This is a genomic window from Corynebacterium nasorum (assembly GCF_022347325.1).
GTDB lineage: Bacteria > Actinomycetota > Actinomycetes > Mycobacteriales > Mycobacteriaceae > Corynebacterium > Corynebacterium kefirresidentii.
Genome location: NZ_JAKRDU010000017.1, coordinates 1 through 13,213, shown reverse-complemented (window position 1 = coordinate 13,213; position 13,213 = coordinate 1). Strand labels below are relative to the sequence as shown.

At 56.9% G+C, this 13,213-nt stretch carries 12 protein-coding genes; 4 read left to right on the top strand and 8 right to left on the bottom strand.

From position 1 onward, the window contains the following. Positions 1 to 56: 56 nt before the first annotated feature. From accC to MHK05_RS10535, 3 genes are read right to left on the bottom strand one after another with little or no spacing between them, the layout of a single operon-like run. Positions 57 to 1,430 carry an acetyl-CoA carboxylase biotin carboxylase subunit gene (gene accC, locus MHK05_RS10545; protein ID WP_023021022.1) on the bottom strand — a complete coding sequence of 458 codons (1,374 nt, stop codon included), beginning with the start codon at positions 1,428 to 1,430 and terminating at the stop codon, positions 57 to 59. 33 nt (positions 1,431 to 1,463) lie between these two features. Then, positions 1,464 to 2,015, bottom strand: a complete 552-nt coding sequence (accB, locus tag MHK05_RS10540; protein WP_239206647.1) for an acetyl-CoA carboxylase biotin carboxyl carrier protein — start codon at positions 2,013 to 2,015, stop codon at positions 1,464 to 1,466. Positions 2,016 to 2,017: 2 nt separating this feature from the next. Further along, positions 2,018 to 3,577: a hydroxymethylglutaryl-CoA lyase-like TIM-barrel protein gene (locus tag MHK05_RS10535; RefSeq protein ID WP_239206645.1), complete on the bottom strand. Its 1,560-nt coding sequence runs from the start codon at positions 3,575 to 3,577 to the stop codon at positions 2,018 to 2,020. A gap of 398 nt (positions 3,578 to 3,975) precedes the next feature. On the opposite strand from MHK05_RS10535, the gene MHK05_RS10530 reads away from it, so the two are divergent. Beyond that, entirely contained in the window at positions 3,976 to 5,328 is a 1,353-nt protein-coding gene (locus MHK05_RS10530; protein WP_239206643.1) for an MFS transporter, read from the top strand. Positions 5,329 to 5,488: 160 nt separating this feature from the next. On the opposite strand, the gene MHK05_RS10525 is transcribed toward MHK05_RS10530, so the two are convergent. Both MHK05_RS10525 and MHK05_RS10520 read right to left on the bottom strand, forming a co-directional pair. Next, positions 5,489 to 6,130, bottom strand: a complete 642-nt coding sequence (locus MHK05_RS10525; RefSeq protein WP_086589098.1) for a 3-oxoacid CoA-transferase subunit B — start codon at positions 6,128 to 6,130, stop codon at positions 5,489 to 5,491. Continuing rightward, on the bottom strand, positions 6,131 to 6,874 hold the full coding sequence (locus tag MHK05_RS10520; RefSeq protein WP_023021017.1) for a CoA transferase subunit A: 744 nt from the start codon (positions 6,872 to 6,874) through the stop codon (positions 6,131 to 6,133). 115 nt (positions 6,875 to 6,989) lie between these two features. Between MHK05_RS10520 and MHK05_RS10515 the strand changes: the two genes are divergently transcribed. Together MHK05_RS10515 and MHK05_RS10510 are read left to right on the top strand one after the other, a co-directional pair. Continuing rightward, the gene (locus MHK05_RS10515) at positions 6,990 to 7,760 is read left to right on the top strand and encodes an IclR family transcriptional regulator domain-containing protein (protein WP_086589099.1); all 771 of its coding nucleotides are present in this window, start codon (positions 6,990 to 6,992) and stop codon (positions 7,758 to 7,760) included. Between the two features lie 12 nt (positions 7,761 to 7,772). After that, positions 7,773 to 8,990 carry an acetyl-CoA C-acetyltransferase gene (locus MHK05_RS10510; RefSeq protein WP_239206641.1) on the top strand — a complete coding sequence of 406 codons (1,218 nt, stop codon included), beginning with the start codon at positions 7,773 to 7,775 and terminating at the stop codon, positions 8,988 to 8,990. A 55-nt stretch (positions 8,991 to 9,045) separates the two neighbouring features. On the opposite strand, the gene MHK05_RS10505 is transcribed toward MHK05_RS10510, so the two are convergent. From MHK05_RS10505 to MHK05_RS10495, 3 genes are all read right to left on the bottom strand, one after another. Then, positions 9,046 to 9,711, bottom strand: coding sequence for a DUF1707 SHOCT-like domain-containing protein (locus MHK05_RS10505; RefSeq protein ID WP_239206639.1), 666 nt, complete (start codon positions 9,709 to 9,711; stop codon positions 9,046 to 9,048). A 38-nt stretch (positions 9,712 to 9,749) separates the two neighbouring features. Next, the gene (wecB, locus tag MHK05_RS10500; protein ID WP_324291868.1) at positions 9,750 to 10,931 is read right to left on the bottom strand and encodes a non-hydrolyzing UDP-N-acetylglucosamine 2-epimerase; all 1,182 of its coding nucleotides are present in this window, start codon (positions 10,929 to 10,931) and stop codon (positions 9,750 to 9,752) included. Between the two features lie 86 nt (positions 10,932 to 11,017). Further along, positions 11,018 to 12,298 (bottom strand): acid phosphatase, encoded by a 1,281-nt coding sequence (locus MHK05_RS10495; RefSeq protein ID WP_239206637.1) that lies wholly within the window; start codon positions 12,296 to 12,298, stop codon positions 11,018 to 11,020. Positions 12,299 to 12,730: 432 nt separating this feature from the next. Between MHK05_RS10495 and MHK05_RS10490 the strand changes: the two genes are divergently transcribed. Then, on the top strand, positions 12,731 to 13,012 hold the full coding sequence (locus MHK05_RS10490; protein ID WP_023021011.1) for a hypothetical protein: 282 nt from the start codon (positions 12,731 to 12,733) through the stop codon (positions 13,010 to 13,012). Positions 13,013 to 13,213: the final 201 nt, after the last annotated feature.

Genomic DNA, 13,213 nt, shown 5'->3' with positions numbered 1-13,213 from the left:
TCGGAGTGGCGGCAGCACTGCCATGAGATGGTGCGGGCTAGCTACCAGAAGATTTATTAATCCGCGGGAATGGAGTCAGTGTTCTCCAGTAGCTTGGCCACATAACCGGTATTGAACTCACCGCTGCGGAACTTTTCGCTATCGAGCAACATCGCCTGGAACGGCGCAGTCGTCACCACGCCCTCCACCTCTAACTCATCGATAGCGCGCAGCATTCGAGCGATGGCTTCATCGCGATCTTCTGCCCACACGATAAGTTTGCCGACCATAGAATCATAGAAAGGTGGGATGGTGTAGCCGGTTTCGATGTGGGTATCCATGCGTACACCAAAGCCGCCTGGAACGCGATAGTGTTCGATCTTGCCGGGGCGAGGAGCGAAGTTTTGGTTCGGGTCCTCAGCATTGATGCGGCATTCAATAGCGTGGCCGCGTATCTCAATATCATCCTGCCTGATGGACAACTTCTGTCCGGAGGCAATGCGTAGCTGCTCCTTGATAAGGTCCACACCGGTAATCATTTCCGTAACCGGGTGCTCGACTTGGATACGGGTATTCATCTCGATGAAGTAGTACTTGTTTTCCGTGTTGTCGAACACGAACTCGATGGTACCGGCGTTTTTGTATTTAACTTCCTTGCACAGGTTGATGGCAGCTTCCTGCATCCCCGCTCGGAGTTCCTCGGTCAGGACCGGGGACGGGCCTTCCTCAATAAGCTTCTGGTTACGGCGCTGGGAGGTACAGTCACGCTCTCCCAAGGCCACGACGTTCTCTCCATCCGAAAGCACCTGGATCTCAATGTGCCTAATATCGGTGAGATAGCGCTCGATGTACACCGAGGGATCGTTGAACGCGGATTCGGCCTCGTTCATGATCTCATTGAGATCTTTTTCCAGCGTGTCCTCGGATTCAACCACACGCATGCCACGACCACCGCCGCCGGCTGCCGCCTTAATAAGCAGCGGGAAGCCCGTATTTCGGGCAACTTCCATTGCCTCATCAATTTCGGTGACTACGCCATCGGAGCCGGGCACAGTAGGCACGCCGGCGGCTTGCGCGATGCGCTTTGCCTCGATCTTATCTCCCATCAAACCGATGTGTTCGGCAGAGGGGCCGACAAAGCCGATGTTTTCTTCTTCTACCATTCGTACAAAGTCAGGCTTTTCAGATAGGAATCCGTAGCCGGGGTGAATGGCGTCGGCCTTAAAAGCCATTGCTGCAGAAAGGATGAGCTCGGGGCTGTTATAGCTTTTCGCGGCGTTGGCTGGGCCGATGCAAACGGCCTTATCAGCTAGTTTAACGGGCAAGGAATCCTTATCACCCTCAGAGTAGACGAGGATGGATTTTATCCCCAGCTCCTTGCAGGCGCGGATAACACGCAATGCGATCTCACCGCGGTTGGCAATCAGAACGCTATTTAAGAGATCTGACATGTTTTCCTCCAGATCGTTGTGCGGGAACGGGGCTTACTTTGGTTCGATGATCATAAGTGGCTGGCCGTGCTCAACGGCATCCTCGTTATCCACGAGGATTTCCTTGACCGTTCCGGCGAACTTGGCCTCAATATTGTTCATCAGCTTCATAACCTCGACGATGCACAGCACCTGTCCTACCTCGACCTCATCGCCAACCTTGACGAATGGGTCTGCGCCCGGCTTCGGGGAAGCATAGTAGGTACCAACCATAGGCGCGGTGACAGTCTCGCCCTCTGCTGCCGGAGCTCCGGAAGCCTTTGGCTCCTCCTGAGCAGCGGGTTCTTGTGCAGCGGGAGCTGGTGCAGGCTCCGCTTGGGCCGGCGCCTGCTGTACGGGAGCTTGCTCTGCTGGGGATGCGGATGGAGCAGCTGCAGGCGCGGCAGCTGGTGCCGGAGCCGGGGCTGGGCGATCGAGGCCGCCAGGCGTGCGGGACATGGCGAGTTCGATGTCGCCATACTTGATCTGCAGCTCCTGGATATCATCGGAAAGGTTGGCCCACTTCAGGAGGGCCTTCAGATCCTGCAGGTTGGGGGTATCAGTCATGATTACTTTTCTCCTTTAGTGAGGTTAATTTCCAGGTCAGAGGTCTTGAGATGGAAGTCGGTGGTATCGGAAGAGTTGTAGATTTGCTGGACGAGGGAGGTCAAGACGCCTCCTTTGACGCCTTCGCCCTCGCCGGCGCGGCCCTCAGCTACGAAGCGCTTCATTTCATCGACTTGGCTGCCGGCGAACATAACGCGCAAAAGCAGGGTGTCGATGTCCTCGTCCGGATGCGCCTCTTTCAGGCCCGGCAGTACTGGCTTGAGTTCTGGGATTTCCTCGGTGATTTCGGAGGAACCGTTGGCCAGGATCTTTTCCAATACCTCTGGGTCCAGCGGGGCCAGAGGTTCACCGTAGTAGCCCAGGGCATACTTCTTAATCTCATTTGGGACCACGGAGTAGCGCTCACCAGTCATCACATTCATGACGGCCTGTGTACCCACGAACTGGGCAAATGGCGTAATCATGATGGGGTATGCCAGCTCTTCTCGCACGCGAGCCACCTCATAGAGAAGCTCCTCAAATCGGTCTCCTAGGCCCGCAGTTTCCAGCTGAGATTCGAAGTTCGTCAGCATGCCGCCTGGCAGCTGGTGCATGTAGTGGAGGCCGTCGAAAGCACGCGGCACCCCCACCGGCTTATCCTCAGTATCGGCGATTTCTTGGATCCGGTCGCTGGCAGAGGCGATGCGATCATCATCAACGTTGACGGTATAGCCGAGCGCCCGCAGATCTCGTACCAAGGCCTGGGTCGCAGGCTGACCGGGGCCGTTGGCAAGCGGAGCGATGGAGGTGTGAATGGAATCCACGCCCAACTCCGCGCCAAAGAGATAGGTCAATGGGGACAAGCCGGTCAGGGAGTGGGTGTGTACCTCCAGCGGGATATCTTCTCCAATGGAGCTGCGGATAGCCGGGATAAGGGTTCTCATGCGGTCCGGAGTGAGCAATCCGCCGGCGTCCTTCAGCATGATGCGGTCGACGTCGGTGCGTTCAAGCAGCTCCTCCGCCTTTTGCTTGTAGAGCTCATCGGTGTGCACTGGGCTAAGGCAGTAGGACAGCGCACCAAAGGTCTCAGCGCCAAGTTCCTTGGCAAGCTTGAGGCCCTTGTCAATGTTGTCGATGTCATTGAGCCCATCAAAAGAACCAATGACACGGAAGCCGTTGGCATAAAGGCGTTCAGTCCAGTTAAGGATGGCATCATCCGGCAGGAAGTCAAAGGATGCTAGATTCTTGGAGCGAATCAGCGCGCGGAACTTAGTACCGGGGGCAGCATGCTCGTGGACGAGGCGCACACGTTCCCACGGATCCTCTTTGAGATACCGCACGGCCACGTCGAACTGAATGGGGGCAACTAGGTCAACGTGCTCGAACCCGGCATTGGTGATGTCATCCAGCAGAGAAAGGATGTGTTCCGTGGTCATGCGGGTGGCCCAGATACTCTGGTGCGCATCGCGCAGGGTGGTATCGATGATCTTAATTTCACGCTCGCTACTGGCTGGGCGTCCGCCCGCGGCCATGACTTCGGCGAGGCTTTCTGTGCTCAATTCCTCGGGACTAAGAGCAGTCATAAATCCCTCCTTAGGGTGTGGCTCCGACAAGACTCGGGTGGCTTAGGACTCATACCTTTCCGTCCGTGTCATGTGTCACACGCTACACCAGTGTCCACCACTGTGAACCTAAAACTTTTACCTAAGGAGGGCTTTCCCGCCGTTATCCAAGCTCAGAAACGCTAGACATTTACCCAACTACCCCCAAGTGGGGTCACAATGCGCACCCAAGTTCACAATGCGAACCATAAATCTAACCACAGGTTGTCCCCGAAAGGGGTTCATCACGTGCAGTTTCTCACGCGGTAAACAACATCAATAGCGTCAGACGATCTCAATACTTTGGATCCTCGCCGCCCATTTGTGTGATCTAGGTAATATTTTTCCCAACCGTCCCGGTCCCACTACAAGGAGAACTCATGACATCCACCACCAAACCGACATCGCCACCAGATACCGAATCCGGCAAAAACGCAGCTTCTACCACCGACATCAAATCCCTAGGAGCCAGCCTTACCGGGCAAATCCTAGAGTGGTATGAGTGGAGCTCCTATGCAGTCTTTGCCCCATTCATTGCCACCGCAATGTTCAATAAGGGCGACTCCACCTCCGCCCTTTTAGCTACCTTCGGCGTTTTTGCCGTTGGTTTCCTGGTGCGTCCACTCGGAGGAATCGTCTTCGGCCGCGTAGCAGATAAGCGCGGCCGAAAATCCGTACTTATGATGACCATCATCATGATGGCCATCGCCTCCGCGATCATCGGAGTCATGCCCACCTATGAGCAGATCGGCATTTGGTCCTCTGTGGGTCTTTTAGTGATCCGTATCCTGCAGGGCTTCGCCCACGGCGGTGAATCAGCTGCCGCCAATAGCTATATCCCAGAAATCGCCCCCAACGCCCACCGCGGTAAATGGGGCTCTATGGTCTACGTTTCCATTTTCGGTGGCTCCGTCATCGCCTACGTGCTCGGCGGCCTAATCTCCCTCGTACTCAATGATGACCAACTTGCCTCATGGGGTTGGCGCATCCCCTTCTTCCTCTGCGCGCTCTCTGCCTGTGTAGCGCTATACCTACGCCGCCACATGAAAGAGTCTGATCACTTCAAGGAAATTGACAGTTCCGAGCCCAGCGTAGACACCCCAGCGCGCAAGGAGCGCGCAGCAATCCCTCAATCTGCCTCCGCTTCTCGTCCGGCTTGGATCAATATCCTGCTCGTTATCGGCATGGTCTCCGGCGTTACTTCCGCGCACTACACGTGGACCTCCTACGTTTCTACCTATGCCATTAGCCAAGAAGGAATGACCACACAAGGCGCGTACTGGGTCACGGTGGTTGCTCAAGTTGCTGGCCTTATCGCTCTACCGCTGTGGGGCAGTCTCTCGGACAAGATTGGGCGCAAACCCGTCATCTATATCTGCGCGGTAGGTATGGCCGTTTTGCAAATCCCACTCATGGCGTTGATCGATTCCCGTCCGTGGACCCTGCTCGTCGCTTCTACTGTAGGCGTGATTATCGTCGCCGCCGGTGGTGCGCTGCTATCTTCCATCATGTCCGAGGTCTTCCCTACCGCCCAGCGCACGCATAGTATCGGTCTTGCATACTCCCTCTCTGTAGCTGTCTTTGGCGGAACCGCGCCCTATATCTACCAGTGGTTTGTCGCGCACGATCTGGCGTGGGCCTCTGGCTTTTATGTCATCGCCCTATGCGTCCTCACCATCATTAGCATGTACATTCTCCCTGAAACCAAGGGTGTAGACCTACGCGATGTCTAACTAGTACCTCTCTCATTCCCACCTAGGGCTGGGCCGAAGCATGAATCATTTCGGCCCAGCCTTTAGCTAATTCAGCACCAAAGAACCCCACTCATTAGAAATGAAAAAGAAAGCCCGCCTTCCGGGTGCTAGAAGGCGGGCTTTCGGGAACAGTTCAGGACTAAGACAGGTCCAGCGTGAATGGGGCATCAGTAACCTCGCGGATGGAGTCCTCAGTCTCCCCCTCAGCCATCTGAACTAAGGTCAGACCTTCTAACTCATCAACCTCGAAGACGGCGCGGTCCGTAATAATAAGATCCACGCAACGCGCGCCGGTGAGCGGCAGTTGGCATTCTGAAAGGATTTTGGACTTGCCATGTTTGGACACGTGCTGCATCATCACCACGATGCGTTTGGCGCCATGAACCAAATCCATGGCACCGCCCATACCTTTGACCATCTTGCCCGGAATCATCCAATTGGCAAGGTCTCCGAATTGGGATACTTCCATGGCACCAAGTACCGCTACGTCGATAGCGCGTGATCGAATCATTCCAAAGGATTCCGAAGAAGAAAAGAATGAAGCTCCGGGAGCAGCAGTGATGGTCTCTTTGCCAGCATTGATAAGTTCCGGGTCCACCTTATCTTCGGCCGGGTACGGACCTACGCCCAAGATGCCATTTTCAGAATGAAGCACCACTTCGAGGCCCTCTGGGAGGAATCCAGGAATCAACGTTGGCATGCCAATTCCTAGGTTGACGTAGTCGCCGTTTTTCAATTCCTGTGCGGCCCGAGCCGCCATTTCTTCACGTGACCAGGTCATTTACTTGCTCACCGTCCTAAATTCGATTCCAGTTTCTTGCTTTCCCACTTCTACGACGCGATCGACGTAGATGCCCGGCACGTCAACCTCGGCCGGCGGAATCGCCTCCACCAATTCTTCTGCCTGCACAATGGTGATATCAGCGCAACGAGCGGCATCCGGGTTAAAGTTCTGCGCAGTCTTGGCAAAAGCTAGGTTGCCGTATCGATCTGCGCGAGCGGCATGAACGAAGGCAAAATCTGGGGTCAGTGCCTCCTCCAGCACGTAGAGCTCGCCGTTAAACTCACGAGTTTCCTTCGGCTTAGAAGTCTGTGCTATGGACCCATCCGGGTTATAGCGGGTGGGGATATCCCCTTCCGCAAGCGGGGTTCCCACGCCGGCCTTGGTATAGAAGGCGGGAATGCCAGCACCGCCAGCACGCATACGCTCGGCCAACGTTCCCTGCGGGGTAAATTCCACAGTCAGTTCTCCTTCGAGATACTGGCGGGCGTACTCCTTATTCGTTCCGAGATAGGAACCAATAGAGCGGGAAATGCGATGATCTTTAAGCAAGAGCCCGAGCCCGAAATCGTCGGTACCAAGATTATTGGAAATGATGGTGAGGTCTCCAGAGCCGAGTTCACGCAGAGCATCAATTAGACGCGCCGGAATTCCCACGAGCCCGAATCCGCCCACCGCAATGGAAGCGCCGTCTGGAATATCTGCTACGGCATTTTCTACTGAGTCGATGACTTTATCTAACATGGCTTCAGCCTACGTGTGGTTCATATGTTGCACAAGGGTTCACAATGCGAACACTTTTGGATACAATTACGAGATGTAGGCCACTTCATCAATTTCTAGAATCGGAGACCACACCTTGAACGACACCCCCACGGTGCAGTCACTCGCCCGCGGATTAGCCGTTTTGCACTCTTTTAATGGCGAGCGCCCACGCCAGACTCTGGCCCAGGTTGCCGAGGTTACAGGGCTAGCACGTGCCACTGCACGTCGTTTTTTGCACACCTTGGTAACGGAGGGGTACGCGCGCACGGATGGCTCTGAGTTTTGGCTTACCCCCCGGGTTTTGGAACTGGGCTATTCCTACTTATCGAGTTTGGGTCTTCCCGATATTGCCCAGCCCCATTTGAGGGAGTTATCCACCAAACTCGATGAATCCTGCTCTGTCAGTGTGTTGGATAGGGACACCGTGGTTTATATCGCCCGGGCCGCTGCACACCGCATTATGGCCACCAATATCACCATCGGCACCCGCTTTCCCGCGCACGCGACCTCAATGGGACAGGTACTGTTAGCGGATCTCACTCCAGCGCAGTTGGACGAATTCCTAGAAACGGCGTCGCTGGAGAAAGTCACCCCTCACACGCTCACCGCACCCGCGGATCTTCGGGCGCGCCTAGCGGAGATCCGGAAACGCGGTTGGGTCATCGTAGACCAAGAGCTGGAGAAGGGCCTGCGTTCCATTGCAGTTCCTATTCGCGATGGTTCGGGCCGCACTGCTGCAGCCATCAATGTCTCAACCCAAACATCCGTCTATTCCACTGAGGATCTCACCACGCGCATCCTGCCGGAGCTCATCGCAACCTGCAAGGCAATCTCCCATGACCTTGCCACCACCGAACTTTCTTAAAGGAGAATTATCATGCACACCCGCGACGTAGTCCTTTGCTACCCCAAGCGCACCCCTGTCGGCCGTTATGGTGGAGCGCTAAAGTCCGTCCCCGTCCAAGAATTAGCTAGCCTCGTGGTCAAGACCATTGTGGAAGAGTCCGGTATCGACCCCACCAAAATCGATGACGTCATCTTGGGCCAAGGCTCCCCTAATGGTGCCGCACCCGCTTTGGGCCGCGTGGCTGCCTTAGACGCTGGCCTGCCCACCACCGTGCCTGGTATGCAGCTCGATCGCCGATGCGGATCGGGTCTGCAGGCCATTATTACCGCAGGCGCCCACATTGCTACTGGCGCTGCCGATGTCATCATCGCCGGCGGCGCGGAGTCTATGTCCCGCACCGAATACACCGTTGATGCGGATGTACGCTGGGGAGCAAAGGGAGGAAATATGATCTTTCGCGATCGCCTCCAAGAAGCCCGCGAGGCCGCCGGCGGAAAGCACCACCCGATTGCCGGCGGCATGATTGAGACCGCCGAAATTCTCCGCCGCGAATACTCCATCGAGCGCGTCGCCCAAGACGAGCTCGCTGCACGTTCCCACCGCAATGCCGCCGCTGCACAGGAACAATCGCTTTTCGACGCCGAAATCATCCCCGTCACCGTCCCCCAGCGCAAGGGGGAGCCTATCGTCATAGACAAGGATGAACATGTCCGCCCAGATTCCAGTACAGACAAGCTATCTAAACTGCGCGCGGTCATGCGCAAGGAGGACGAAGAGGCAACGGTTACCGCCGGTAATGCCTCGGGCCAAAACGATGGTGCCGCGGCCGTCCTAGTGACTACCCGTGAAAAAGCCGAGGAGCTGGGTCTTACCCCAATGGTCACGCTCAAGGGATGGGCCCTAGCCGGCGTGGATCCGGAACGCATGGGTATCGGCCCGGTGGAGGCTTCCCGCAAGGTTATGGATCGCCTCGGCATCACCTTCGATGATCTTGACCTCATTGAGCTCAATGAGGCCTTTGCCGCCCAAGCGCTGGCTGTACTCAAAGAATGGGACATTTCGGCAGATGATCCGCGCTTCAACCCGCACGGTTCTGGCATTTCGCTCGGCCATCCCGTGGGTGCTACCGGTGCCCGCATCGTCGTCACCGCCGCGCATCACCTTCACCGCACCGGCGGTAAGCTCGCGCTGGTTACCATGTGCATTGGAGGCGGACAAGGTCTAGCAGCGATCATCGAGGCCGACTAAGCACTGGCCCACGCTCATTAGTGCAAGTGGTTGCTTGCACTACAATCGCGCTTGGTTACTCGCCGTAGCGGCGCCCCACGTGAACGTCTACGCCGCCGAAGAGGCTATAGCAGTTCACAATAATTTCTGGCGCGTCTACCGGGAGGTCATTCGGATGGATGGCGCCGTTCTCTACCTTGAGGTCATGTCCGCCAAAGAGTCCAACGCCGCTGACGTGGACGCGGAAGCCTTCGGGAATATAAACATCGACGCCACCAAAGGCGCCCGCCGCGTTGATGGTGGTAGTACGACTGTGCAGGGCGACGCCCGTGAGATCGATGTCCACGCCACCGAAAAAGCCCAACGCCGTCAGAGAACGAGCTACTGCCCCACCGCTGACAGTGGACCCGCCGAAGATCCCCACCGCAAGGGAGCGGGTCTCCTGCACGCTCGGCTGCACCTGGCGGATAGCCTGCTCCACCTTGGCGATGGCTTTGGATTCTTGCTGGCCCGCATAGGCCTTTGCGATTTTTCGTTCTTGCCCGAACAGGAGAATTTCTGGGTCCTCTACAAGGTCAGCCAGCGGCTCGATGAGCTCAGCGCGAGTCGTTGCATTAACGCAGGCGGCCGAGCGTTTTTCAAAATCATCGAGGTCAATCTGCCCTGCCGAAAGCGCATCTCCTAAAATGTCTGCAGCTTTCATGCGCTCTCGGTGGTTACAGCGGATATCCAGCGGTTTCATACCTTTAATATATCCGCTTTCTCCGGCAGGCGCGCGAGTTATTCCTCGCCTTGGGGCCCCTTAGAGGAACCTGCCTCCGGCAGAAAATCCTCTACGCGCTCGCCTACCCCGGTCAACTCTGCGATAGCCGCAATAGCGCGCTGCGCGCCCTTGCCGTCACCATAAGGATTGACGGCGTTGGCCATGGCGTCGAATGCGGCGGCGTCGGAAAGCAAAAGCTTTGCCTCTGCCACAATGAGCTCGCGATTAGTGCCCACCAGCTTAACCGTGCCGGCGACCACGGCTTCGGGGCGCTCGGTGTTTTGGCGCATTACTAACACCGGCTTGCCCAATGCTGGTGCCTCCTCCTGGACTCCGCCAGAGTCAGTCAGGATGATGGTGGCACGGTTTTGTAGCTGCGTGAACTGGTCATAAGGCAGCGGATCCGTGATGATGATATTTGGCAGGTGCTCGACCTCCGGCAGGACCGCCTGGCGCACCTTGGGGTTGAGGTGCAGCGGCAATGCGAAGTTAATCTCCGGATAGGCTTCTGCCAAGTCCTTAACTGCACCACCGATTTCCCTCATCGCCTCAAGGTTCTCGCGGCGGTGGGTGGTAACTACGACAAGCCGCTTATCGGAGTCTGCGGCTTCCTGCAGGGCAGGGTCTGCGAACTTCGTGTCCCACGATGCTGCTTCCAGCAGAGCGTCAATGACGGTATTACCGGTGACCACAATGTCCTTGGAACGCACATTCTCGCGGCGCAGGTTCTCCATCGAGCCTGCGGTTGGAGCCAGATGCAGCTCGGCTACCTGGCCAATGAGCTTACGGTTAGCTTCTTCTGGGAACGGCGAGTGGATATCCCCGGTACGCAAACCGGCTTCAAGGTGAACGATCTTGACCCCGCGATGGAAACCGGCAAGTGCTGCAGCCATAGCCGTAGAGGTATCGCCCTGGGAGATAATGACGTCCGGCTTTTCTTCTTCAATGACGGAATCCAGACCCGCAATTGCGCGGGACACAATCTCATTGAGTCCCTGTCCCTGTTTCATGAGCCCCAAATCATGCTTCGGCTGGATGCCAAACATGGTGTTGACCTGCTCCAGCATCTCTTTATGCTGACCGGTAGAGACCGGGATGGATTCAAAGCGCTCATCTTTATCCAGCGCCTTAACGACGGGGGCGACCTTAATGGCCTCCGGCCGGGTGCCGTAAACGGTCATTATTTTGGGCTTAGTCACTAATCTTTTCCTTTAGAGTGACGGAGATATTTCTAAATTGAACCATGTGCGGGAGAGCTGTACCCCCGCTCAGGTATTGGAGCGTTCTAGCCGCTGACGCTCACGCCGCCGTCTGGGGCGATGGTCACCCTGGCCGCCATGGCGCGGGCTAGATCGAGACGCTGCCACGAGCCTCCCTCTGCTTGCCAATCCAATGGGTTGCCGGCTGGACGCGCGGTCTGGCGCAGCACCTCGGCACGCTGGTCCCAGCTGAGCTCTGGATGGGATGCGGCAAGCAGCACTGGAGCGGCCTGCGGAACCACCATCGGGGCGTCGGTTCGGTAGCGCGGGGCAAAGTCATAGTCCATGAGCTTGGAGTATTGCTCCACCGCATCCTGGGTGGACCGATAGTCGGTGCCCTCTGCCCGATCCTGGGCCACCAATTCTTCCACCGTCTTGCCGGTGCGCCACTTAATTTCCTTGCGCACTTCCATCGAGGCTTGCCACAGGGCATTGCGCATGCGCTTGTCATTCAAGCGGTCAGCCGCGGCGGCCTGGCCTGTCATGCGCCCACCGATGACATCCAGCGGGTAATGCACGCCCAGTACTACGCGGTGGTTGCCGGCCTCCGCGCCGCGCAGCATGAGCTGTGGGCCTACCTCAGGCAGCATGAAGGACATCAGCGTGGTAATCCACGTTGCCTGATTGGTATGGCCCGAAGGGAAGGCTGGCGAGGTGGGATAGAGATCCTTGGAGCCATCGTCATAGCGCTTAATCGCCTGCGGCGCGCGCTGGTACGGGCGTTGATAGTTGAAGTAGTACTTCTCCGACATCGTGGAATTGGCCAGTCCGCCTGCGCGGGCCGCATAGCCATTTCCTAGGAGGTATTCGGTCTTGGGCAGGCGGTGCTCGGCCAAGGCAGCGCGGAAGGCATCGCCTAGGTTCTTGCCCATCGAGTCAGAAACGGCGTTGAGCACGCTCGTCGAGCTGGCCTTGGCATCGGCCTGCGCGCGGCGGATCAAAGCGGGGTCACCGGCTGCGGCGTTATTGATGGCCACGGCCTTGTCCATATTTTCTTGGCGGATTTCTGGCTGAGCCTTGATGTGATCAAAAAGCTGGACTACCTGCCAGTAGTTGCCAAATTGATAAGAGGAAACATCAGATTCAAAGCCCGCGATATAGTCCGTGCTAAACGGCTCTGGAACCGGGGCACCGGGGTGCTGGACCGGAGGAGCGCCGGTGGTCTGCTGGGTAACAGGCTCGCGGAGCTGTGGCACGGCCACGGGGAGGGCGGCGCTGGCAGCCGGTGCCAGCGTTATGGTCAGTCCGGTGGCCGCGCACAAGGCGAGTGCGCGAACTGCCGGGCGGAGTTTATTCCGATAGTTCAACGTGGAAACCTTTCACTAGTAACGAATTCCCACGCATGATATCTAGCTAAAGTTACAAAAAGGTGAACGTGACGCTAAACCCGCATGCACAAAGCTGGGACGGTGACTACACCTTCCCGGTACTATCTAGCAATCCTCGGACCAAGCTGAAGCTTTCTGCGTAGTAGCAACACCGGTGTTCTGGTTACTCGATTCTGCCGAAATACTCGCGGTAAATAGCGCGGCCAGCGCTACTGCTGAGGCCGCGGCCGAGTCCCTACGCGCGTTTATGTCCACCTCTTTAAACTAGCGCGAATTCCTGTTTATGAAAAGAGCTGTTCTACAGCAAATCGAGCTTTACCCCTTAACGGTGGCTAGCAGCGAGCGACGGGCCTTCGCGGTAGGCTGGTGGAGAACTTTTACTCGTACTGGAATAAGGGGACACGCTAAATAATGATCCAATTCGTCTTCGGCGCCGCAGCAGGATACGTTTTTGGCACCAAAGCAGGCCGCAAGCGCTACCACCAGATCAAGGGCGCCTACGAGAAGGCTATCAACTCCCCCGTGACCAAATCTGCCGTCACTTCTGCGCGCAAGGCAGTAGCCAACCGCTTGGATCCGGAACCGCGTATGCGCGAGGTTCGCGATCTATCGTCCAAGCGCAAGGGCAAAGGCCGGTTGCGTGGTTCCCAGGTGGACAATGCGGACCGTATTTATGAGCCCGATGAGGACTAAGTTAGTTTAAGCCTCTTCCCTCCCCTCGCTGCGCACCTGAATCGGTGACATGGCGAGGGGGTATTTTTAACCTTGGGGAGGGGGCAGATTCTAGTGGTCGTGGAAACACTTCCTATGTTTCGGTTGAGTTTATCAGTGCGGCCATTTTCTCGGCTGGTGTTTGAAAGCCCAGGGTTTTGCGGGGTCGGCGGTTGAGTTGCA

Excerpts from the sequence above, each read along its gene's own strand:
- accC (WP_023021022.1), bottom strand. The coding sequence starts at position 1,430 with ATGTCAGATCTCTTAAATAGCGTTCTGATTGCCAACCGCGGTGAGATC.
- accB (WP_239206647.1), bottom strand. The coding sequence starts at position 2,015 with ATGACTGATACCCCCAACCTGCAGGATCTGAAGGCCCTCCTGAAGTGG.
- MHK05_RS10535 (WP_239206645.1), bottom strand. The coding sequence starts at position 3,577 with ATGACTGCTCTTAGTCCCGAGGAATTGAGCACAGAAAGCCTCGCCGAA.
- MHK05_RS10530 (WP_239206643.1), top strand. The coding sequence starts at position 3,976 with ATGACATCCACCACCAAACCGACATCGCCACCAGATACCGAATCCGGC.
- MHK05_RS10525 (WP_086589098.1), bottom strand. The coding sequence starts at position 6,130 with ATGACCTGGTCACGTGAAGAAATGGCGGCTCGGGCCGCACAGGAATTG.
- MHK05_RS10520 (WP_023021017.1), bottom strand. The coding sequence starts at position 6,874 with ATGTTAGATAAAGTCATCGACTCAGTAGAAAATGCCGTAGCAGATATT.
- MHK05_RS10510 (WP_239206641.1), top strand. The coding sequence starts at position 7,773 with ATGCACACCCGCGACGTAGTCCTTTGCTACCCCAAGCGCACCCCTGTC.
- MHK05_RS10505 (WP_239206639.1), bottom strand. The coding sequence starts at position 9,711 with ATGAAACCGCTGGATATCCGCTGTAACCACCGAGAGCGCATGAAAGCT.
- MHK05_RS10490 (WP_023021011.1), top strand. The coding sequence starts at position 12,731 with ATGATCCAATTCGTCTTCGGCGCCGCAGCAGGATACGTTTTTGGCACC.